The organism is Defluviimonas salinarum, assembly GCF_026013545.1.
Classification (GTDB): Bacteria; Pseudomonadota; Alphaproteobacteria; order Rhodobacterales; family Rhodobacteraceae; genus Albidovulum; species Albidovulum salinarum.
The window spans coordinates 20970-41891 of sequence record NZ_JAPDOG010000005.1; the positions used below are offsets into that span (position 1 = coordinate 20970).

Here is a 20922-nt window from a genome sequence, read left to right on the forward strand (position 1 = left end):
GGCTCATCGCAGCAAGGTTAGGTACTGGCGTGTAGAAAGAATAACGAATATATTTGGCTATTAGGGGTAAGATTTTTTTGGTCTTCTGAGATGCACCGCCTGCCGAACCTGACTTGGCTGCGCACCTTCGAGGCGGCGGCGCGGTTCTTGAACTTCACCGAGGCGGGGCGCGAACTCGGCCTCACCCAGACCGCCGTCAGCCAGCATATGAAGGCGCTCGAATCCGCGCTCGGCTGCCGTCTCTTCACGCGCAAGGCGCGCGGTCTCGACCTGACCGATCTCGGCAAGGCCTACCTGCCGACGGTGCGCCAGGCGCTCTCAGACATCGGCCGCACCACGACGAGCCTCTTCGGCCCGACGGCGAAGCAGACCATCGTCGTCAAGCTGCCGATATCGACCGCGGCGCTCTGGCTCGCCCCGCTCCTGCCCGATTTCGCCCGCGCCCATCCGAAGATCAACATCCGCATGGTCTCCAACATCTGGGCGGATTCGACCCTTGGCGAGGATGTCGATGTCGAGATCCGGCTCGGCCACGGCGACTGGCCGGATGCCCAGGCGCTGAAGGTCTCGACCGAGGCCATCGTCCCGGTCACCGCGTCGCGGAGCGCCTCGCAGATCCGCGGTCCCGAGGATCTCGATGCCGGTCCCCTGATCCACATCCTCGGCCATGACGACAACTGGCGGCGCTACTTCGCCGCCGCGGGAATCGAGAGCGACGGCACCGGCCACCGCTTCGCCGTGGACACCTCGATTGCCGCGCTCGAACTGGTGGAGGCCGGAGGCGGCCATGCCTGCGTCGTCGCCCGCTTCGCCGAATGCGCGGTGCGCGCCGGCCGGGCCGTCGCCATCGTCGGCGAGCCGGTCGAGTTTCCGCAGGCACATTACCTCATGCGCCCCGCCACGGCGCGGCGGCCCCGCCCCGAGGCGGCGCTCTTCGAGGACTGGCTGCTTGCCCGCTTCGCCGAGGACGCGGGCGCCTCCGGCTAGCGCGCCACCGCCACGACTGGCGCCGGAGCGCGTTTCGAGAGCTGCACCGCGAGGATGCCGGCCGCGACGATGACGACGCCGACGATGTCGGCGAGCCCGAGCGTTTCCCCGAGCAGGACCGCGGCCACAGCAACGCCGAAGAACGGGTTTAGGAAATGGTAGGTCGCGGCCCGCACGGCGCCGATGCGGTCGACGAGCCGGAACCAGACCCAGGTCGCGATCAGGCCGGGCACCAGCGTCGTATAGGCGAAGGCGAGCCCGAGCCGCGGCGTCCAGTTCACCTGCCAGCTCTCGGTCAGTGCCGCCGCCACCGCGAGGACGCCCGCGCCGACGAACATCTGCAGCCCGACGATCATCAGCACGTTGCCCTTCGACGACGTCCCCCGGACCGTCAGCGTCGCCACCGCGAGCGCCAAGGCCCCCGCGCCGCAGAGCGCGATACCCGGCAGGCTCACCCCGCCGGTGAGGCGCGAGCCCATGATGATCGCGACCCCGGCGACCCCGGCGACAAGCCCGGCGATTCCCAGGGGCCGCACCTTCTCGCCGAAGAAGAGCCAACCCAGCAGCGCCACCAGCAGCGGCATCGTCGAGGCGATGATCGCGGCAAGCGAGGCCTCGACCCACTGCATCGCGACGAAGTTGAGCCCGAGATAGAGCGCGTTCTGGCAGAGGCCGAAGACCGCGACCGAGCGCCACTGGCCGCGCGAGAGCCGCCAGCTCTGCCCCATCGCGCCGGCGATGCCGACGCCGATCAACCCCGAGATCAGGAACCGCAGCGACAGCGCGGTCAAGGGCGGCGCGTCGGCGACGATCATCCGAGCCGAGGTGAAGGCCGAGGACCACATCAGCGCGAAGGCGAGGCCCATGAAGATCGCGCGTATGTCCATTCCGTCCCTCCGGCCACCCTGCCGCCGCCCTACACGATCCCGGCCGGGAAACCAATATTTCGTGAGCGGCGTGACAGGCGCGGCCCCACATGGTTTCCTGCGGGGCAGAGACTCGAGGACAGGCGCCGAGAAGGAACCGGACGAGCGATGAAGAAGCCCAGCCCCGGCGGGAGCCAGACTCCCGATGTGAAACGCAGATGCCACCGCTGCCACGGCACGGGGCGGGTGCCCTGCACGATCTGCGGCGGCAAGGGCGAAGTGGCGCGCGGGGCGGACCACCGCGGCAACCCGCAGTTCGACCGCTGCACCGGCTGCTTCGGCATCAAGGTCTCGCGCTGCCCGGCCTGTCGCGGCGACGGGTTCAGCTGATCTCGATGCGGTCCAATCGCCGCACGGATCAAGCAGATAATGCCGCAATCTGTTCTTCTGCGCACACAGGCTGAGTGCCTGCGCGACTCCTATCTTCGGGTCGATGCGCTACCCTGTCGGGACAGCAGCAGGCTGCCTTGCCCTTGAAGGAGGAAAAGATGAAGCACGTCATAGCCGCCGCCGCGTTCCTTGCCGCGGCGATGGGCGCCGCCAGCGCTCAGGATCCGGTCTGGGACGGCAACACCGTGGTCCTCGAAGCCCAGGAACTCGCCCACGGCGTCTTCGCCGTCGTGCCCGAAGGCGCGGCCGGGATGGCCGCCGAGGGCGCGCCGATCGCCACGACCGGCGGTTTCGTCATCGGCGAGCATGCGGTGCTGGTCGTGGAATCCATGCTCAACGAGCGGCTGAATCGCCAGCTCTTCGACCTGATCGCGGCGCGGACCGACAGGCCGGTGCGCTACCTCGTCAACACGAGCTTTCACGGCGACCATTCCTACGGCAACGCCTTCGTGCCCGAGGAGGTCTCAATCATCCAGCACGAGGCAACGGCGGCCTATATCGGGGAACATTTCGAGGCTGACCGCGCCTTCATGATCCAGAATTTCGGCGCCGGGCGCGGCATTGAGGAGGTCGCACCCGTCACCGCCGACCTTCTCGTCGGCGCGGGCGGACATCTCGCGGTCGATCTCGGCGGGATCGCCGTCGAAATCCGCGACTTCGGCTTTGCGCAGACCGGCGGCGACCTGTTCGTCTCGGTGCCGGCGGCCAAGGTGCTCTGGACCGGCAACGCGGTCGTCGCCGAGAAGCCGGCGCTGCCCTGGCTGCTCGACGGCCATCTCGTCGAGACGCTGGAGACGCTGCGGAGCGTCCATGCCGCTTTCGACGCCGATACCCGCGTCGTGCCGGGGCATGGTCCGGTGACCGGGATGGAGGCGATCCATTGGCACGTCGACTATCTCGGCGCGGTGCGCGACGGGGTACAGGCCGCGGTCGACGAGGGGCTCAGCCTGGAGGAGACCGTGGCGCGGGTGACGCTGCCCGACTACGGCGGCTATGCGCTTTTTGGCTGGGTCCATCCGGGGCTGAATGTGCCGGCGGCCTACAACGACCTGAAATGATACGGTACCGGACGTGAGAAAAGGTGGGTATCAGCCGAGCTTGCCTGACACGCCGCCCCGTCCGGTTTGCCGACGGATCACGGACAATCGCGCCCGCCGCCCAAAACAAAGGCCGCCCGAAGGCGGCCCAAGCGATGGTGGCGGCGTCCGCGCGGGACTCAGCCGTTGACGGTGTCCTTCAGCGCCTTGGCGATCGAGACCTTCACGACCTTGTCGGCCGGCTTCATCATCGTTTCGCCGGTGGCGGGGTTGCGCACCTGGCGCTCGGGGCGGGCGCGGCACTGGACCTTGCCGATGCCGGGAATGGTGACGGCGCCGCCGGCGGCTACCTCACGCGTCACGACCGAGGCGATCGCGTCCAGCGCGCCCGAGGCGGTTTTCTTATCGGCGCCCATCTCTTCGGCCAGAGCGGCGACGAGCTGGGTCTTGGTCATCGGTTTCGACATGTATGTCTCCTCACTGTGACCCCTCGGATGGGGGTTATTCTGCGCCATTAAGCGTCATGTAGTGTTGCTACACAATCTTTTGTGGCCCAAAGCAAGCGATTTTCGCGGTTTTTCGGGGATTCTGGCCGTTTTGCCACGCCCTCAGAGGAACGCCGTCTCCTCGAAGCTGCGCAACTTCCGGCTGTGGATGCGTTCGAGCGGCATGTCGCGCAGCCGCTCCATCGCCCGAACCCCGATCAGGAGGTGCCGGCTGACCTGGGTGCGGTAGAAATCCGTCGCCATGCCCGGCAGCTTCAGCTCGCCGTGCAAGGGCTTGTCGGAGACGCAAAGGAGCGTGCCGTAGGGAACCCGGAACCGGAACCCGTTCGCCGCGATCGTGGCGCTTTCCATGTCGAGCGCGATGGCGCGGGACAGCGACAGCCGGTGCACCGGCCCGGTCTGGTCGCGAAGCTCCCAGTTGCGGTTGTCGACCGTGGCCACGGTACCCGTCCGCATGATGCTTTTCAGCTCGAATCCCTCGACCTCGGCGACCTCCGCCACCGCCTCCTGCAGCGCGATCTGGATCTCCGCGAGCGCCGGGATCGGCACCCAGACCGGCAGGTCGTCGTCGAGCACCCGGTCCTCTCGCAGATACGCATGGGCGAGGACGAAGTCGCCCAGCGACTGGCTGTTTCTCAAACCGGCACAGTGGCCGACCATCAGCCAGGCATGGGGGCGCAGCACCGCGATATGGTCCGTCGCGGTCTTGGCGTTCGACGGGCCGACGCCGATGTTGACCAGCGTGATCCCCTGCCCGCCGCGCCGCTTGAGGTGGTAGGACGGCATCTGCGGCATCTTCGGCAGCACCGGGATGCCGCCATCGGCATCGGTGATCTCGTGGTTTCCGGGCGACACGAAGCTCGTGTAGCCCGAGCCCGGATCGGCCAGCGCCTGCCGGGCGAAGGCCTCGAACTCGTCGACATAGAACTGGTAGTTGGTGAAAAGGACGTGGTTCTGGAAATGCTCCGGCCCCGTCGCGGTGTAATGCGAGAGCCGGGCGAGCGAATAGTCCACCCGCTGCGCGGTGAAGGGCGCGAGGTGGCCGGAACCGTCGGGATTGGGCTTCGCGGTGCCGTTGACGATGTCGTCGCTCGTCGTCGCGAGATCCGGCACGTCGAAGACGTCGCGCAGCGGGAAGTCGAGCACCCCCTCCTGCGGCACCGAGACCGCGGGGTTAGAGGCGACCGCGAAATGCACCGGGATCGGCGTCGCCGAGGGGCCGACCACGACCGGCACGCCGTGGTTGCGGATCAGAAGCTCGAGCTGCTGGATCAGGTAGTTGCGGAAAAGGTCGGGCCGGGTGATCGTCGCGGTATAGGTGCCGGGGCTCGCGACATGGCCGAAGCTCAGGCGGCTGTCGGCCTTGGCATGGCTCGTCGTGGTGATCCGCACCTCCGGGTAGAAGGCGCGCATCCTTGCCTCGGGCCGGGCGCCCGACAGCGTCTCGTTGAAGCGGTCGAAGAGGAACCGCGTTGCCTGGGCATAGAGCGCCTCGAGCCGCGCCACCGCCGAGGCGGCATCGGTGAAGGCCTCGGGCGCGGCCGCCTTCGGCATCAGGGTCGGCGCATGGTCGGGCACGTTCATCGGGCTGGCTCCCCCGCCCCCCGCCCGGCCCGGCTTAGGCCGCCGGGGCTTCGCCTCGTGGCTGGTTGCGGGTCTCGGTTCGGGGAAATCGCTGCGTTTCGTCATGCCGAACCGTGACAGATCGCCCGGGGCCTCGCAAGGCCCGGCACGTCAGCTCTTTGGCGCCCGCGCCGGGCGTTCGCGCGGCACCGGCAGGTACTCGACCCCGCCTGACTGCCGCACCGGCTGGGGATAGAGCGTCATCAGCGTCAGCACCTCCTCCGGCATCGCGGTCGTGACCGGCAGGCCGAGGGCCGCCGCCTCGGCCGCCGCGATCGGATAGTCATGGGTCCAGGTCCCCGAGGCGAGCGTCCCGGCGAGTGCCGCCGCCTTCTCCTTCGGCATCCGGACCGAGAGAAGCGCCGTCGCCGCTCCGATCACCTGGTCGAGCGCCTTCCTCGCCACATCGGCAAGGATCAGCGTCGCGTCGTCGACCTCCGCCACCGGCTTTCGCTCCACCGCGCTCAGGATCGAGGCGGCGGGATACTGTCCGATCTGCGGATCGATCGGCCCAAGCACCGAATGCTCGCACATCACGATCTCGTCGGCGGCAAGCGCGATCAGCGTGCCGCCCGACATCGCGTGATGCGGTACGAAGACCGTCACCTTGCCCTTGTGCGCCTCGACCGCGCGGGCGATCTGCAACGCGGCGAGGACGAGCCCGCCCGGCGTGTGCAGCACGATGTCCAATGGCATGTCGTCGTCGGTCATGCGGATCGCGCGGAGCACATCCTCGCTGTCCTGGATGTCGATGTAGCGCACCAGCGGAAAGCCCAGGAGCCGCATCGTCTCCTGCCGGTGCACCATCAGGATCACCCGGCTGCCGCGCTGCTTCTCGATCTCTGAGATCATCGCCAGCCGCCGCATGTCGGTGATCTTGCGCGCGATCATCGGCTGCAGGGCCGAGAGGATCAGGAAGAGCCAGAGCGCGTCGGTAATCGAGAAGGACATGAGGCTACCCCCCCGCCCGGTCGATATGGCCGAGATCGCGCCCCGGCGCGATCCGGTCGCGCACCCGCGCCTTCAGCACCTTCGCCTCGGGAAAGCCGCCGTCGCGCTTGCGCTCCCAGACCGTCTCGCCGTCGACGCGGATCTCGAACACGCCGCCGCTGCCGGGGATCAGCGTCACCCCGCCCAGTTCCTCGCCGAAGGTCGACAGCAGTTCCTGCGCCAGCCAGGCCGAGCGCAGAAGCCAGTTGCACTGGGTGCAGTAGCGGATGGTGATCCCCGGCCGGGGCGTGGCGTCGTCCATCATGCCTTCCGGAAACTGACGATCCAGCCGATGTCGTCGCTGTGTTCGCCCTCTGCGGCCGGTCCGTAGACCCGGAACGGCACGGTGCGGAAATCGGCGACCCTGGGGCCCAAGGACGCGAAATGGGCGGCGAAACCGCCGGCCTCATAGACCGCGCTGTGCACCGTGACCGCAAAGATGGCCCCCGGCACGGCGATCCTCAGAAGCTCCTCGAACGCCTCCGGCCCGACATGGCCCGAGGTGAAGGTGCCCGCGCTGACCACGCCGGCGTAGGCCGAGTCGGACAGGTCGAGCTTGCCCGTCAGGTCCGCGACGATCGTGTCCCGGTAGGCGCCCTTGGCCGCAGCCTCGGCCAGCATCGCGGCCGAGATGTCGAGCCCGTCCACCGGTCCGATCCCCGCCGCCTTCAACGCCTCGCCGACCAGCCCGGTCCCGGCGCCGACATCGAGCACCGGCCCCGCGCCCCCGAGCCCCGCAAATGCGCGCGCCACCTCGACAGGCGAGCGGTAGTCCATCGCCGCCGCGAAATCGGTGTCATAGGTCGTCGCCCAGTCGCCATAGAGCCGCACCGAATCCTCGGGCGTCTTCAGCGCATAGGCGGCGTCGAGTTCCTGATCCTGGTCTCCCATGCCCGCATCCAGCCATCGCGAAGGCCCGCCGTCAAGTGGGCGCGCATTGTCGCGCCCCCTTGCGCCGGCCGGGGTCGCGCCGGATAGTCGCGCCATGACAGCGACGCTTCTCTCCCTCGGCCACGGTTATTCCGCCGCCGCCCTCGCCCGCCGGCTCGACGGCTGGACGATCATCGGCACCACCCGGCGCGCCGAGAAGGCCGAGCGGCTCCGTCGGGAAGGCATCGAGGCGCTGATCTGGCCCGGCGACGATCTCAAGCCCGCACTTGCCCGCGCCACGCATGTCCTCGTCTCGATCGCGCCCGACGAGGCGGGCGACCCGGTCCTCGCCGCCCATGCCGACGCGATCGCCGCCGCCGCGCCGCATCTGCAATGGGTCGGCTACCTCTCGACGACGGGGGTCTACGGCGACCACCAGGGCGGCTGGGTCGACGAGACGACGCCGCTCACGCCGACAACGAAGCGCGGCCGGATCCGGGTGCTGGCCGAAAGCCAGTGGCAAGCCCTCGCCGAACGCAGCGGCCTGCCGCTCCACATCTTCCGCCTCGCCGGAATCTACGGCCCCGGCCGCGGCCCGTTCGAGAAGGTCCGGAACGGCACCGCGCGCCGCATCATCCGGGAAAACCAGTACTTCAGCCGCATCCATGTCGAAGACATCGCGGCGGTGCTCGCCGCCTCGATCGCCCGGCCCGACCCCGGTGCCGTCTACAACCTCGCCGACGACGACCCCGCCCCGCCCGAGGACGTGCTGGCCGAGGCCGCGCGCCTCCTCGGCCTGCCACTGCCGCCCGAAGTGCCGTTCGACGAGGCCGAGATGACCCCGCTCGCCCGCAGCTTCTACGCGGAATCGAAGCGGGTGCGGAACGACCGGATCAAGCGCGACCTTGGGGTCGCGCTCGCCTATCCCGATTACCGGGCGGGACTCCGCGCGCTCCTGCACGCAACCGGCTGACCCCGGTCTGCGACGAGTATCTCACGCTACATTGCGGTACAATTTGTGGGTGTCTAGTAGATAGACCGAAATCTAGTAGAGATTTCTTGACCCCCCGACGATTCGCTGTGATCTTTGAAGCGACCTTGAGAGAGAGTCGCCGCCGACGCTGGCGGGCGTCGACGGCGTACAACCCTCAAGCCGCACAGACCTAGACAGTCGCTGCGGGCCTAGTCGTGGATGCACGCTGAGTGGATCAGCACTTCGACTTTGTGTCAAGGCGGCTGTCGTTAACACGGAGCGACAAATGTCGACTTTGATGGTGACTTATGACCTTTTGAATCAAGGTCAGAACTACGACTGCCTAATCAAAAAGATAAAGGCATATCCGGGCTGGTGCCACTTGCAACAGTCTGTATGGCTAATCTCAACGAGCAACAACTGCGTGCAAGTGCGGGATAACCTCAGTTCGTGCTTGGACGCAAATGATAAGCTGTTCGTTGCTAAGTTGCAGGGCGAAGCAGCTTGGCGCGGCCACTCCGGTGAAATCACCAAGTGGATCAAGGAGAACGCCTGAACGAGAGGCGGGCGAAAGCCCGCCTCCTTTCACACCTCAGGCCCGCACGAGCTTCTCGTACTCGCTCGCGACCCGCTTCGTCAGTTCGCCGACCTCGAAGTGATAGTCGCCGATCTGCCCGACCGGGGTGACCTCCGCGGCGGTGCCGGTCAGCCAGCACTGCTCGAAGCTCTCGAGCTCTTCCGGCATGATGTGGCGCTCATGCACCTTGACCTGCATGTCCTTCAGCATCCCGATCACCGTCTGGCGCGTCAGGCCGTTGAGGAAGCAGTCGGGCTTCGGCGTATGCACCTCGCCGTCCTTGACGAAGAAGATGTTGGCGCCGGTCGCCTCTGCGACATAGCCGCGGTAGTCGAACATCATCGCGTCCGAACAGCCCTTGGCCTCGGCGGCGTGCTTCGACATCGTGCAGATCATGTAAAGCCCGGCCGCCTTCGCCTCGCAGGGGATCGTCGCCGGATCCGGCCGCCGCCACTTGGCGATGTCGAGCTTGGCGCCCTTCATCTTGGCGTCGCCGTAATAGCTGCCCCATTCCCAGGCCGCGACCGCGAGCCGGACCGGGTTGCGCTTGGCCGCGACACCCATGTCCTCGCCCGACCCGCGCCACGCCAGCGCGCGGACATAGGCGTTGTCCCAGCCGTTGGCCTTCAGCACCGCTTCCTTGGCCGCGTTGATCTCCTCGACCGAATAGGGGATCGGCATGTCGAGAAGCTCGCCCGAGCGCAAGAGCCGCGCGGAATGCTCGGAGCTCTTGAAGATCTTGCCGTTGTAGCAGCGTTCGCCCTCGAAGACCGAGGAGGCGTAGTGCAGCGCGTGGGTCAGGATGTGAACCTTCGCGTCGCGCCACTCCACGAGCTTGCCATCCATCCAGATCTTGCCGTCGCGATCGTCATAGGCACCAGCCATCTTGCCCTCCTCGGCCCCGCCGATTTCCAAATGTTGCGCGCAATAAGTCCGATGCGGACATAATATTGCGCGATTTCCGGCAACGGCTAGCAATTGATTCTTGGAAAGTCAACATAGCTGACATAAAATCGGCGGGAACCGGACGACAGACACAGAGGATCGCGGAAATGGCGGCGGGCAGCCCGGGAACGCAAGGCGGCGAAAGCCTGCTGTTCCTGACCGACGAACAGCTCAGGAAGGGCATCGAGGCGATGTTCTTCGCCTATCGCGCCTTCACCGCCGATCCCGACCGGATTCTCGAGAACTACGAATACGGCCGCGCCCACCACCGGGCGATCCATTTCATCAACCGCCAGCCCGGGCTGACGGTCAACACGCTCCTGACGATGCTCGGCGTGACCAAGCAGTCACTGAACCGGGTGCTCCGGACGCTGGTGGAGGACGGCCTCGTCGAAAGCCGCGTCGGCCGGCGCGACAAGCGCGAACGCCATCTCCACCTGACCGAGAAGGGCGCGATGCTGGAACGCGAACTCTCCGACGCCCAGCGCGCCCGGATGCGCGCGGCCTACCGCGCCGCCGGCCCGGCCGCCGTGGCCGGGTTCCGCCAGGTGCTCGAGGCGATGATGGATCCCGACATCCGCCGCCATTACCAGTCGATGAAGGACCACACCGCATGAGCGCGCCGAACGACGTGCATCTACTCATCGTCGACGACGACGAGCGGATCCGGGGGCTGTTGCAGAAGTTCCTGGCCCGTCAGGGCTTCTATGTCTCGACCGCGCGCGACGCCGCCCATGCGCGGCGGCTCCTGAAGGGGCTCGACTTCGACCTGATCGTCATGGACGTGATGATGCCCGGCGAGGACGGGGTGAGCCTGACCCGCGACCTTCGCGAGAAGATGACGACGCCGATCCTGCTCCTGACCGCGCGCGGCGAGACCGCAGACCGAATCGCCGGACTCGAGGCCGGGGCGGACGACTACCTCGCCAAGCCGTTCGAGCCGAAGGAGCTGCTCTTGCGGATCAACGCGATCCTGCGCCGCACTCCCACGGTGGCCGAGCCAAAGGCGCCGAAGGTGCTGCATCTCGGCGACGTGCGCTACGATGTCGACCGCGGCGAGATGTGGCGCGGCGACAGCCTGGTGCGGCTGACCGCGACCGAGGCCGCGCTGATGCGGATCTTTGCCGGCCGCGCCGGCGAACCGGTGAGCCGCACCGAGCTCGTCGAGGATCTCGGCCGCGGCGGCGGCGGCAAGGGCGACGGCGGCCAGGCCCAGGAACGCGCGGTCGACGTCCAGATCACCCGGCTCCGGCGCAAGTTCGAGGCCGATCCGAAACAGCCGCGCTACCTGCAGACGGTGCGCGGCGCGGGCTACATGCTGGCGCCGGAATGACCTTGGACCGGCCGGTCTCGCGGCCGGCCGGGCCTTCGGCGCGGATATTTGAAGCAAGATGAAAGGGCTGGTCCGGTGAGCACGGCATTCTTCACCCATGAGGCGGGACTCGCCCATGTCACCCCCGCCGGCCATCCCGAACGCCTCGAGCGGCTCGAAGCGATCTACGCGGCGCTTCGCGATCCCGAATTCGCCGGGCTCGACCGCCGTACTTCGCCCTTGGCCGCCGCCGAGGAGGTGCTGCGCTGCCATACGCCAGCCTATCTGGACCTGATCCGCAAGGCCTCGCCCGGCACCGGCTGGGCGCAGCTCGATCCCGACACCTTCATGGCGCCCGCTTCCTTCGAGGCCGGCTTGCGCGCCGTCGGCGCGGCGGAGGCGGCGGTCGACGCGGTGCTCTCGGGCGCGGCCGCGAACGCCTTCGTCGCGATGCGCCCGCCCGGCCACCATGCCGAGCGAGCGCGGGCGATGGGCTTTTGCCTCTTCGGCACCGTCGCCATCGCCGCGAAATACGCGCTCGACCATCACGGGCTGTCCCGCGTCGCGGTGCTCGATTTCGACGTCCATCACGGCAATGGCACCCAGGATCTTCTCTGGGACGAGCCGCGCGCGATGTTCGTCTCCTCGCACCAGATGCCGCTCTATCCCGGCTCCGGTGCGGCGGACGAGACCGGCGCGCATGGCCAGATCGTCAACCTTCCGCTCGGCCCCGGCTCGGGCGGTCACGAGATGCGCGTGGCCTGGGAGGCGGCGCTGCCCCGCGTCGCCGCCTTCAGGCCTGAGCTGATCCTCGTCTCGGCCGGCTTCGACGCCCATCGCGATGACCCGCTCGCCGGCCTCAACTGGACCGAGGCCGACTTCGCCTGGATCACCCATGCGATCTGCGACCTCACCGAGGAGACCTGCGCGGGCCGGGTGGTATCCTCCCTGGAGGGTGGCTATGATCTCGACGCGCTGGGCGCTTCGGTCGCCCAGCATGTGAAGGTGCTGATGGAGCGGGGCGCATGAGCGAGATCGGGAAGATGAGCTTCGAAGAGGCGATGAAGGCGCTGGAAACGGTCGTGCGCGACCTCGAATCCGGCAATGTCGAGCTCGAGAAGTCGATCGCGCTCTATGAAGAGGGCGCGAAGCTCAAGGCCCATTGCGAGAAGAAGCTGAAGGAAGCCGAGGAGAAGGTCGCGAAGATCACGCTCGGCCCCGACGGCCAGCCGAACGGCCTCACCCCTGTCGAAGGTCTCTGAGTGTTCCCAGATCGTCTGAAGGCGGCACAGGCGGGCGTGCAGGCCGCGCTCGACGCCGCCCTTGCGAGCCGGGCCGAGGTGCCCGTCGTCCAGGCCATGCGTTACACCCTTCAGGGTGGCAAGCGGCTCCGGGCGTTTCTTGTGCTTGAAAGCGCGGCGCTGCACGGGATCGCGGCCGAGGGCGCCATGCCCGCCGCCGCCGCGGTCGAGGCTCTGCACGCCTATTCGCTCGTTCATGACGACCTGCCGTCGATGGACGACGACGATCTCCGCCGCGGCCAGCCGACGATCCATGTCAAATGGGACGAGGCGACAGCGGTCCTCGCCGGCGACGCGCTCCAGACTCTCGCCTTCGAGCTTCTCTGCGACCCCGCCCTCGGCCCCGCCGAGCGCCGGATCGCGCTGGTCCGGGCGCTGGCGCTGGCCTCCGGCGCCGAGGGCATGGTGCTCGGCCAGGCACTCGACATCGCCGCCGAGACCGCGCCGCGCGCCCTGACGCTCGACGAGATCACAGCACTCCAGGCCGGCAAGACAGGCGCGCTCATCGCCTTCGCCGCGACCTCGGGTGCGCTTCTCGCCGCGGCCGACCCCGCGCCCCTGGCCGCCTACGCCAAGGCGCTCGGCCTTGCCTTCCAGATCGCCGACGACATCCTCGACGTCGAGGGCGACCCCGCGAAGGCCGGCAAGGCGCTCGGCAAGGATGCGGCGGCGGGCAAGGCGACCTTCGTCTCGCTCCTTGGCCTCGAGGCCGCGAAGGCCCGCGCCCGCGCGCTGGTCGCCGAGGCCGAGGCGGCACTCGAACCCTACGGCGCGAAGGCCGAGGCGCTGCGCGAGGCCGCGCGGTTCGTCGTGGACCGCGACGCCTGAGCGCGGGCCATATCGGGCCAAGGCGATTGTTCCCGGCCCCGATTCCGTCTAAACCGGCCGGAAACCGCAAGCAGGCGCCCAAGTGAGTGACAGACCGAACACCCCGACGCTCGACCGCGTGACGGTTCCCGCCGATCTCAAGGCGCTCTCCGACCGCGACCTGCGCCGCCTCGCCGACGAGCTCCGGGCCGAGACGATCTCGGCCGTCTCGGTCACCGGCGGCCATCTCGGCGCCGGCCTCGGCGTGGTGGAGCTGACGGTCGCGCTGCACGCGGTCTTCGACGCACCGCGCGACAAGATCATCTGGGACGTCGGCCACCAGTGCTACCCGCACAAGATCCTCACCGGCCGCCGCGACCGGATCCGCACGCTGCGCCAGAAGGGCGGGCTCTCGGGCTTCACCAAGCGCTCGGAAAGCCCCTACGACCCCTTCGGCGCCGCCCATTCCTCGACCTCGATCTCGGCCGCGCTCGGCTTCGCCGCCGCCCGCGACCTCGGCGGCGAGGCGGGCGACGCGGTGGCCGTGATCGGCGACGGCGCGATGTCGGCGGGCATGGCCTACGAGGCGATGAACAATGCCGGCCACCTCGGCAAGCGGCTCTTCGTCATCCTCAACGACAACGAGATGTCGATCGCGCCGCCGGTCGGCGCGATGTCGGCCTATCTCTCGCGGCTCTATGCCGGCGCGCCGTTCCAGGAGTTCAAGGCCGCCGCCAAGGGCGCGATCAGCCTCCTGCCCGAGCCCTTCCAGGAAGGCGCCCGCCGCGCCAAGGAGATGCTGAAGGGCATGACCATCGGCGGCACTCTTTTTGAGGAGCTCGGGTTTTCCTACATCGGCCCGATCGACGGGCATGACCTCGACCAGCTCCTGCCGGTGCTGCGCACGGTGCATGAACGCGCCACCGGCCCGATCCTCCTCCATGTGCTGACCAAGAAGGGCAAGGGCTACGGCCCGGCCGAGCGCGCCGCCGACAAGGGCCACGCCACGGCCAAGTTCGACGTCATCACCGGCGAGCAGAAGAAGGCACCCTCGAACGCGCCTTCCTACACCAGGGTCTTCGCGGAGGCGCTGGTCCGGCAGGGCGAGCGTGACGACAAGATCGTCGCGGTCACCGCGGCGATGCCCGACGGCACCGGCCTCAACCTTTTCGCCGAACGCTTCCCGAAACGCTGCTTCGACGTCGGCATCGCCGAACAGCACGCCGTCACCTTCGCCGCCGGCCTCGCCGCAGCGGGGCTTAAACCCTTCTGCGCGCTCTACTCGACCTTCCTGCAGCGCGGCTACGACCAGGTCGTGCACGACGTCGCGATCCAGCGCCTGCCGGTGCGCTTCGCGATCGACCGCGCGGGCCTTGTGGGCGCCGACGGCGCCACCCATGCCGGCGCCTTCGACATCGCCTTCCTCGCCAACCTGCCCGACATGGTGGTGATGGCCGCCGCCGACGAGGCCGAGCTTGTCCACATGGTCGCCACCGCCGCCGCGATCGACGACCGCCCCTCCGCCTTCCGCTACCCGCGCGGCGACGGCGTGGGCGTCGAGATACCGGAACGCGGGACGCCGCTCGAAATCGGCAAGGGCCGCATCGTCGCGACCGGCGGCCGCGTCGCGATCCTCTCCTTCGGCACCCGACTCGCCGAGGTCCTGAAGGCGCGCGAATCCCTCGCGGCGCGCGGCCTCGCGCCGACCGTGGCCGACGCCCGATTCGCGAAGCCCTTGGACCGCGACCTCATCCTGCGGCTGGTCCGCGACCACGAGGCGCTGATCACCATCGAGGAAGGCGCGATCGGCGGCTTCGGCAGCCACGTCGCCCAGCTCCTCGCCGAGGAGGGCGTCTTCGACCGCGGCTACAAGTTCCGCTCGATGGTCCTGCCCGACACCTTCATCGACCAGGCGAGCCCCGAGGACATGTACGCCACCGCCGGCATGAACGCGCCCGAGATCGAGGCCAAGGTGCTCGAGGTTCTCGGCGTCGCGAGCGTCGCGACCAAGCGCGCCTGAGCCCCCTCAGCCGGTCCGGTCCATCCGGCTGGAATCGAGCTTCGCCTCGATCGCGGCGAGCCGGGTCAGCACCTCGTCGCGATAGGCATCCGTCATCGCGTGTTCCTCCTCGCCATGCGCCTCCTGCATCGAGTTGACGATGAGGCCGACGACGAGGTTCATCACCGCGAAGGTGGTCATCAGGATGAAGGGCACGAAGAAGGCCCAGGCCAGCGGATAGACCTCCATCACCGGCCGCACGATCCCCATCGACCAGCTCTCCAGCGTCATGACCTGAAAGAGCGAGTAGCCCGACCGGCCAAGCGTGCCGAACCACTCCGGGAAACTCGCGCCGAAGAGCTTCGTCGCCATCACCGAGGCGGCATAGAAGATGATTCCCATCAGCAGGAACACCGAGCCCATCCCCGGCAGCGCCGAGATGAAGCCCTCGACCACGCGCCTGAGCCGCGGCGTGACCGAGATGACCCGCAGCACCCGCAGGATCCGCAGCACCCGCAGGACCGCGAAGCCCTGTGCCGCCGGCGCCATCGCCACCGCGACGATGACGAAGTCGAAGAGGTTCCAGCCGCTGCGGAAGAACCCGAGCCGCCGCGCATAGAGCTTCGCCGCGATCTCGGCCACGAAGACCGTCAGGCAAAGCGTGTCGAGCAGGTGCAGAAGCCCGCCCGCCCGCGCCATCACCACCTGCGAGGTCTCGAGCCCGAGGATCACCGCGTTGAAAAGGATCACCCCGATGATCGCATTGCGCACGGTTGGTGTCTCAAGAAATGCCGAAACTCGTTCGCGCGGCGTCATCATGGTATCCCTCGTCCTGTTCGGCTCTCATATGGACGCAGGCGGGCGGGCCGACAAGACCGCCGAAACGACAGGAGGCACCATGTTCGGATTGATCCTCGCACTCGCGATGCTGGCACTGCCCGCCGCCGCCCAGACCGCGCCCTCGGCGGCCGAGATCGCCGCCTACGACGGGCTCCACCGCGCCGCGCAAGAGGGCGATGTCGCCACGATCCGCCGCCTCGCCGCCCAGGGCGCGAACGTCAACGCCCGCGACGGCCGCCGCCGCACCCCGGCCCATGTCGCCGCCTTCGCCTCGCAGGACGAAGCTCTCCGCGCGCTGGCCGAGGCCGGGGCGGACATGAACGCGCTCGATGCCGACGCCTACGACACCGTCACCATCGCCGCGGTCGCGAACGACCCGGACCTGATGTCGCTCGCCATCGCGCTCGGCAATGATCCGGGGCTCACGACCAGCCCCTATGACGGCACCGCGCTCATCGCCGCCGCCCATCTCGGCCATGCCGAGGTCGTGCGCCGGCTGATCGCGGCGGGCGCGCCGCTCGATCATGTTAACAATCTCGGCTGGACCGCGCTCATCGAGGCGGTGATCCTCGGCGACGGCGGGGAGAACCACCAAGCGGTGGTGCAAGCCCTCATCACGGCGGGCGCCGATCCCGCGATCGCGGATCGCGGCGGCACGACGCCTCTCGCCCATGCCGAGGCCCGCGGCTTCGACGCGATCGCCCGGCTGATCCGAACGGCCGAGTGACCGCCCGGTCCGGCCTTGGACCCGTCAGGCCTGGTGGCCGCGCTCGATCCTCAGATACTCGCGGAGCTTCGCATCGTTGTTGCGCTCGGTGGTGCGCTCGTGCAGCGCCTTGGTGGCGGGATGCGTGCCTTCCTCGCCATGGGTCTTCTCGACCTCGACATAGTTCTTCAGACGGCCACCTTCGGGTGATTTCCGACGGTCGACGGCATGCCGGCTCATACTCTCCTCCTCCTTCGGTTTCGTCTGCCCCCAGGCGTCGGGGCGAAGTCCAGCATGGGGCCGAATCGGCCACATGACCACCCCCAATGCCCTCCTAAGTCCCGCTCCGGCCTCACTCCGCCAGCCGGGCGACGGCCCAGCGCGCGGCGTCGGCCACGGCCGGATCGGGATCGTCGCAAAGCGCCCCCGCCACCGGCCAGAGCGCCAGATTAGCAGAATTTCCGATTGCATACAACACGTTGCGCACGAACCTGTCACGCCCGATACGCTTGATGGGCGAGCCCGAGAACCGCTCCCGGAACCCCGCATCGTCGAGCATGGCGAGCTCGGCCAGTTCCGGCGCACCGACCCGCGGCTGGTAGCCGATCTCGCGCGCCGCCGCCGCGAACTTGTTCCACGGACAGGCGGCAAGACAGTCGTCGCAGCCATAGATCCGGTTGCCCACGAGGCCGCGCAACTCCTCCGCCACCGGGCCCCTGTGCTCGATCGTGAGGTAGGAGATGCAGCGCCGCGCATCGAGCTCATAGGGCGCCGGAAAGGCCGCGGTCGGACAAGCGTCCAGACAGGCCCGGCACGAGCCGCAATGGTCGCCCTCGGCCATGTCCTTCGGCAGGTCGAGCGTGGTGAAGATCGCGCCGAGGAAGAACCAGCTGCCGAGCTCGCGGCTGACGAGATTGGTGTGCTTGCCCTGCCAGCCGATCCCCGCCGCCTGGCCGAGCGGCTTTTCCATCACCGGCGCGGTATCGACGAAGACCTTGATCTCCGGTGCCGGCCCCTCTTTCGCCGCCTCGATCAGCCAGCGCCCGAGCCGCTTCAGCCGCTTCTTCACCAGATCGTGGTAATCCTTGCCCTGCGCATAGACGCTGACCGCACCGCGGTCGCGCTCCGCCAGAACCTCGCGCGGATCGGCCTCCGGCGTATAGACCTCGGCCAGCATGATCACCGTCCGCGCTTCGGGCCAGAGCGCCGCGGGATCGCCGCGCCAGCCCATGCGCTCCGCCATCCAGCCCATCTGCCCGTGCCGGCCGGCCGCGACGAAGGCCGAAAGCCGCGCCGCCGCCTCCGGGATCGCCCCTGGCGCGCAGAACCCGGCCGCCGAGAATCCCTCCTCCAGCGCCCGTGCCGCGATCCGTGCCTTGAGCGCGGACATATCCATGCTCCTGCTCACTTTCTGTCCGAAAACACTCCACGGGGGTCCGGGGGTGTGAAACCCCCGGCGGCCGGGATCAGAAATCCAGATCCGCGTAATGCGGCGGCGGCGGGAAGCCCGGCACCTGGTCGGCGAGGAGCGACCGGAACGAGGGCCGCGACTTGATCTTGGCATACCAGTCCTTGACGTTCTGGCTGCGGTTCCAGTCGACGTCCGAAATGTAGTCGAGGCTCGACAGATGCGCCGCGGCGGCGAAATCGGCCAGCGTCATCTCGTTGCCCGCGAGCCAGCGGCGCTGGTCGAGCAGCCAGCTCAGGTAGTCGAGGTGGTACTTGATCCTCGTCGCGCCCGCCTTGACGTTCTTCGACTCGGGATAGCCGAGCCCCATCACCTTCTTGTTGACCCGCTCGTAGAGGAGCTTCGAGGTCACCTCGTCATGAAACTTGTCGTCGAACCAGGCGCAGAGCCTGCGCACCTCGTAGCGCGCGTCGGGATCCTTCGGCATCAGCCGCGGTTCCGGCACGGTCTCGTCGAGATATTCGCAGATCGCCTGGCTTTCCGACATCACCCGCCCGTCATGGCGCAGGACCGGGATCTTGCCGGCCGGGTTGCGGCGCAGGAAATCCGGCCCCTGTTCCCAGTAGCGCTCCTCGACCAGCTCGACCTCGATCCGCTTCTCCGCAAGCGTCAGCCGCACCTTGCGGCAAAAGGGCGAAAGCGGAACGTGGTAAAGACGGGTCATGGGCTGAACTCGGTTGCAATCTCCCCGGTGATAGCGGCGCGGCCCCGGCGGTTCAATCCTCGAAACAGGCCGAACGCCCGTCGGCGCGGATCGTCGCCGCCCCCTCGCCGATGGCGCGGGCGCGCTTTTTCAGAAAGCCCGAGGGCCGGACCGGGTTGCGGCCCTTCGGATCGGGCAGCGTCGCGGCGATCAGCGCCGCCTGCCCGGCGCCAAGCTCGCTTGCCGAAACACCGAAATAGCGTTGCGCGCCGGCCTCGGCGCCGAAGGTGCCGATCCCGGTCTCGGCGACGTTGAGATAGACCTCGAGGATCCGCCGCTTGGTCCAGACCAGTTCCACCACCGGCGTCATCAGCGCCTCGAGCGCCTTTCGCGGCCAGCTCCGCCCCTGCCAGAGAAAGACGTTCTTCACCACCTGCTGGCTGAGCGTCGAGGCCCCGCGCCCCGACCCCTCGTCGAGCGCGGCGCGGATCGCCCGCATGTCGAAGCCCCAGTGCAGGCAGAAATTCGCGTCCTCCGCCGCGACCACCGCGCGGGCCAGCTCCGGCGCGATCTCCTCGATCGGCACCCAGTCGCGGGCGATGCCGCCGCGGCGCCAGCTTTCGGCGACCATGTAGGGCGTCATGACCGGGTTGATGAGGGTGAAGGCGAGAACCAGGAACAGGAACCCTCCGACCACGCCCGCAACCCCGCGCCGGGCCCAGCGCAGAAGGTCGCGCGGCGTCAACGCCAAAACCGCTGCCGCGCCCTTCGGCGCCGCCTTCCGCGGTGGTTTCCCTGCTGTTGACCTGCCCTTCGCCATTGCCGGAACCATAGCCACGGCCGCCCCCCCGGGGTCAAGCCATTCCCGCCAGCTCAGGCCACGAAGAGCCGCGCCTCGCGCGCGTTGGCCACCGGACGCGCCGTGCGCGAACGGCGTCGCGCCGCGGCCGTCGCGAGCTCGGGGAAGATCGCCAGGATCTCCTCCCTGAGCGCCCGGTCGCTCTCCAGAACGACTTCGCCGGGATGGAAGCTTTCGGTGGCCGCGCCCTCGGCGAAGATGATCTCGTGGCGGTCGAACATCAGGTGCAGGTAATCGACCTCAGCCATCGGCGCGCGAGCGATGCCGGGCATGCCGACGAGATGCGCGGCCGCGGCCAGCACCTCGCCCTCACCGGTGACAAGTTCGGCCGGCCAGCCGCTGACCAGCATCCGGTGCTGCGGCGAGACCAGAAGCGCGCGGCGGTTGCCAAGCACACCCTCCGAGATCCGTACCGGCGCGAAGCGGTCCATGCCGCCGACCCGCCGCCGTCCTGCCCAGCGCACCGGCTGCGCCCCGTGATCCATGGTCGTCACAAGATCGCCGACGCCGATCTCCTCGACCTTCCGAGGCCCGTCGGGTGTCGCGATCAGCGTGCCCGGCGTGAAGCAGGGCGGCACCGGCCAGGGCGCCGGAGGGCTCACGACGAGATCATCGATGTTCAGCTGGGTGTTGCCGTTCTGGAGATCCGGCGTGTCGTCGGCATCGGCATTCATGTCGATGGCGAAGGTCAGAAACGTGCCGTCACCGAGATCGACGCGGATGAAACCCGCCTGCTGCGTCGGATCGCCACGGACATTTCCGAACCCGAGAAACGCGTACGTAAGCTGCGTCGTGCCGCCGTCGAGCGAGACATATTCGCCAGGCTGCACCGTGCCGAGCTTGCCGTCGACATCAGTAAAGGTCAGCGACGTCCAGGCGTTGGTGACGATATTTATGTTCCCGCCCGACTGGAGCGGATCGCCGTTCACGTCCTGCGCCGTCAAAGTGAACGTGGCCATTCTTCCGACCCCTCCCACCGTTACGAACACGACTGCCGTCACGATGAGAATAAGCGCTCGCGGCGTCCAACGGAATATCCGGGAGGAAAGTCAAGGAAGTGTTGCCAAAGCCCCACTTTCGGTCGGGCATCGCTACCCGTTTCCGGCAAAGTGCCGTGCCGGAAAGCACGGGACCGGGCACTCCGCCCGGCCCCGATGATCTTG

At 68.3% G+C, this 20922-nt stretch carries 25 protein-coding genes; 12 read left to right on the forward strand and 13 right to left on the reverse strand.

Features of this window, described 5'->3' with window-relative positions; all coding sequences use genetic code 11:
* Positions 1 to 90 precede the first annotated feature (90 nt).
* The gene (locus tag OM960_RS07085) at positions 91 to 987 is read left to right on the forward strand and encodes a LysR substrate-binding domain-containing protein (RefSeq protein WP_264771495.1); all 897 of its coding nucleotides are present in this window, start codon (positions 91 to 93) and stop codon (positions 985 to 987) included.
* Here OM960_RS07085 and OM960_RS07090 read toward each other — a convergent pair.
* Positions 984 to 1874 (reverse strand): DMT family transporter, encoded by an 891-nt coding sequence (locus OM960_RS07090; protein WP_264771496.1) that lies wholly within the window; start codon positions 1872 to 1874, stop codon positions 984 to 986. The two genes, OM960_RS07085 and OM960_RS07090, sit on opposite strands and share 4 nt — an antisense overlap.
* Positions 1875 to 2021: 147 nt before the next feature.
* Here OM960_RS07090 and OM960_RS07095 point away from each other — a divergent pair, with 147 nt between their 5' ends.
* Positions 2022 to 2243 carry a hypothetical protein gene (locus tag OM960_RS07095; protein WP_263335352.1) on the forward strand — a complete coding sequence of 74 codons (222 nt, stop codon included), beginning with the start codon at positions 2022 to 2024 and terminating at the stop codon, positions 2241 to 2243.
* 158 nt (positions 2244 to 2401) lie between these two features.
* On the forward strand, positions 2402 to 3361 hold the full coding sequence (locus OM960_RS07100; protein WP_264771497.1) for an MBL fold metallo-hydrolase: 960 nt from the start codon (positions 2402 to 2404) through the stop codon (positions 3359 to 3361).
* Between the two features lie 158 nt (positions 3362 to 3519).
* Here the strand turns inward: OM960_RS07100 and OM960_RS07105 are convergent, their stop codons facing one another.
* The 5 genes from OM960_RS07105 to OM960_RS07125 form a co-directional block, all read right to left on the reverse strand.
* Positions 3520 to 3807 carry an HU family DNA-binding protein gene (locus OM960_RS07105; RefSeq protein WP_263335347.1) on the reverse strand — a complete coding sequence of 96 codons (288 nt, stop codon included), beginning with the start codon at positions 3805 to 3807 and terminating at the stop codon, positions 3520 to 3522.
* A 141-nt stretch (positions 3808 to 3948) separates the two neighbouring features.
* A complete protein-coding gene (locus tag OM960_RS07110; protein WP_264771498.1) occupies positions 3949 to 5430 on the reverse strand; it encodes an AMP nucleosidase in 1482 nt (493 codons plus the stop codon).
* Positions 5431 to 5580: 150 nt separating this feature from the next.
* On the reverse strand, positions 5581 to 6420 hold the full coding sequence (locus OM960_RS07115; protein ID WP_264771499.1) for an SDH family Clp fold serine proteinase: 840 nt from the start codon (positions 6418 to 6420) through the stop codon (positions 5581 to 5583).
* Positions 6421 to 6424: 4 nt separating this feature from the next.
* Entirely contained in the window at positions 6425 to 6721 is a 297-nt protein-coding gene (locus OM960_RS07120) for an Rdx family protein (protein ID WP_411709793.1), read from the reverse strand.
* Positions 6721 to 7350, reverse strand: a complete 630-nt coding sequence (locus OM960_RS07125) for a class I SAM-dependent DNA methyltransferase (protein ID WP_264771500.1) — start codon at positions 7348 to 7350, stop codon at positions 6721 to 6723. Before OM960_RS07125 ends, OM960_RS07120 begins: the two co-directional genes overlap by 1 nt.
* A gap of 94 nt (positions 7351 to 7444) precedes the next feature.
* On the opposite strand from OM960_RS07125, the gene OM960_RS07130 reads away from it, so the two are divergent.
* A complete protein-coding gene (locus OM960_RS07130; protein ID WP_264771501.1) occupies positions 7445 to 8302 on the forward strand; it encodes an SDR family oxidoreductase in 858 nt (285 codons plus the stop codon).
* A gap of 286 nt (positions 8303 to 8588) precedes the next feature.
* On the forward strand, positions 8589 to 8858 hold the full coding sequence (locus OM960_RS07135) for a hypothetical protein (RefSeq protein WP_264771502.1): 270 nt from the start codon (positions 8589 to 8591) through the stop codon (positions 8856 to 8858).
* A gap of 36 nt (positions 8859 to 8894) precedes the next feature.
* Here the strand turns inward: OM960_RS07135 and OM960_RS07140 are convergent, their stop codons facing one another.
* Positions 8895 to 9764, reverse strand: coding sequence for a branched-chain amino acid aminotransferase (locus tag OM960_RS07140; RefSeq protein ID WP_264771503.1), 870 nt, complete (start codon positions 9762 to 9764; stop codon positions 8895 to 8897).
* Between the two features lie 167 nt (positions 9765 to 9931).
* Here OM960_RS07140 and OM960_RS07145 point away from each other — a divergent pair, with 167 nt between their 5' ends.
* The 6 genes from OM960_RS07145 (at position 9932) to dxs (ending at position 15264) form a co-directional block, all read left to right on the forward strand.
* Positions 9932 to 10441 (forward strand): MarR family winged helix-turn-helix transcriptional regulator, encoded by a 510-nt coding sequence (locus OM960_RS07145; RefSeq protein WP_264771504.1) that lies wholly within the window; start codon positions 9932 to 9934, stop codon positions 10439 to 10441.
* Positions 10438 to 11157 carry a response regulator gene (locus tag OM960_RS07150; RefSeq protein WP_264771505.1) on the forward strand — a complete coding sequence of 240 codons (720 nt, stop codon included), beginning with the start codon at positions 10438 to 10440 and terminating at the stop codon, positions 11155 to 11157. The genes OM960_RS07145 and OM960_RS07150 overlap by 4 nt, the downstream gene beginning before the upstream one ends.
* A gap of 75 nt (positions 11158 to 11232) precedes the next feature.
* Entirely contained in the window at positions 11233 to 12165 is a 933-nt protein-coding gene (locus OM960_RS07155) for a histone deacetylase family protein (protein ID WP_264771506.1), read from the forward strand.
* Positions 12162 to 12398, forward strand: a complete 237-nt coding sequence (locus OM960_RS07160) for an exodeoxyribonuclease VII small subunit (RefSeq protein WP_263335328.1) — start codon at positions 12162 to 12164, stop codon at positions 12396 to 12398. The genes OM960_RS07155 and OM960_RS07160 overlap by 4 nt, the downstream gene beginning before the upstream one ends.
* Positions 12399 to 13265 (forward strand): polyprenyl synthetase family protein, encoded by an 867-nt coding sequence (locus OM960_RS07165; protein WP_264771507.1) that lies wholly within the window; start codon positions 12399 to 12401, stop codon positions 13263 to 13265.
* Positions 13266 to 13347: 82 nt separating this feature from the next.
* Positions 13348 to 15264, forward strand: a complete 1917-nt coding sequence (gene dxs, locus OM960_RS07170; RefSeq protein WP_264771508.1) for a 1-deoxy-D-xylulose-5-phosphate synthase — start codon at positions 13348 to 13350, stop codon at positions 15262 to 15264.
* A 6-nt stretch (positions 15265 to 15270) separates the two neighbouring features.
* Here dxs and OM960_RS07175 read toward each other — a convergent pair whose 3' ends face one another.
* Complete coding sequence (locus OM960_RS07175) at positions 15271 to 16059, reverse strand: ion transporter (protein ID WP_263335323.1); 789 nt, start codon at positions 16057 to 16059, stop codon at positions 15271 to 15273.
* Between the two features lies 1 nt (position 16060).
* On the opposite strand from OM960_RS07175, the gene OM960_RS07180 reads away from it, so the two are divergent.
* Entirely contained in the window at positions 16061 to 16810 is a 750-nt protein-coding gene (locus OM960_RS07180) for an ankyrin repeat domain-containing protein (RefSeq protein WP_264771509.1), read from the forward strand.
* Positions 16811 to 16834: 24 nt separating this feature from the next.
* Here the strand turns inward: OM960_RS07180 and OM960_RS07185 are convergent, their stop codons facing one another.
* From OM960_RS07185 to OM960_RS07205, 5 genes are all read right to left on the reverse strand, one after another.
* Positions 16835 to 17029, reverse strand: a complete 195-nt coding sequence (locus OM960_RS07185; RefSeq protein WP_263335320.1) for a hypothetical protein — start codon at positions 17027 to 17029, stop codon at positions 16835 to 16837.
* 112 nt (positions 17030 to 17141) lie between these two features.
* Complete coding sequence (gene queG / locus OM960_RS07190) at positions 17142 to 18179, reverse strand: tRNA epoxyqueuosine(34) reductase QueG (RefSeq protein ID WP_264771510.1); 1038 nt, start codon at positions 18177 to 18179, stop codon at positions 17142 to 17144.
* A gap of 76 nt (positions 18180 to 18255) precedes the next feature.
* Positions 18256 to 18921, reverse strand: coding sequence for an FtsZ-binding protein FzlA (gene fzlA / locus OM960_RS07195; protein WP_264771511.1), 666 nt, complete (start codon positions 18919 to 18921; stop codon positions 18256 to 18258).
* A 52-nt stretch (positions 18922 to 18973) separates the two neighbouring features.
* Positions 18974 to 19720, reverse strand: coding sequence for a monofunctional biosynthetic peptidoglycan transglycosylase (gene mtgA, locus OM960_RS07200; RefSeq protein ID WP_432759513.1), 747 nt, complete (start codon positions 19718 to 19720; stop codon positions 18974 to 18976).
* 53 nt (positions 19721 to 19773) lie between these two features.
* The gene (locus OM960_RS07205) at positions 19774 to 20718 is read right to left on the reverse strand and encodes a Hint domain-containing protein (RefSeq protein WP_264771512.1); all 945 of its coding nucleotides are present in this window, start codon (positions 20716 to 20718) and stop codon (positions 19774 to 19776) included.
* Positions 20719 to 20922 lie beyond the last annotated feature (204 nt).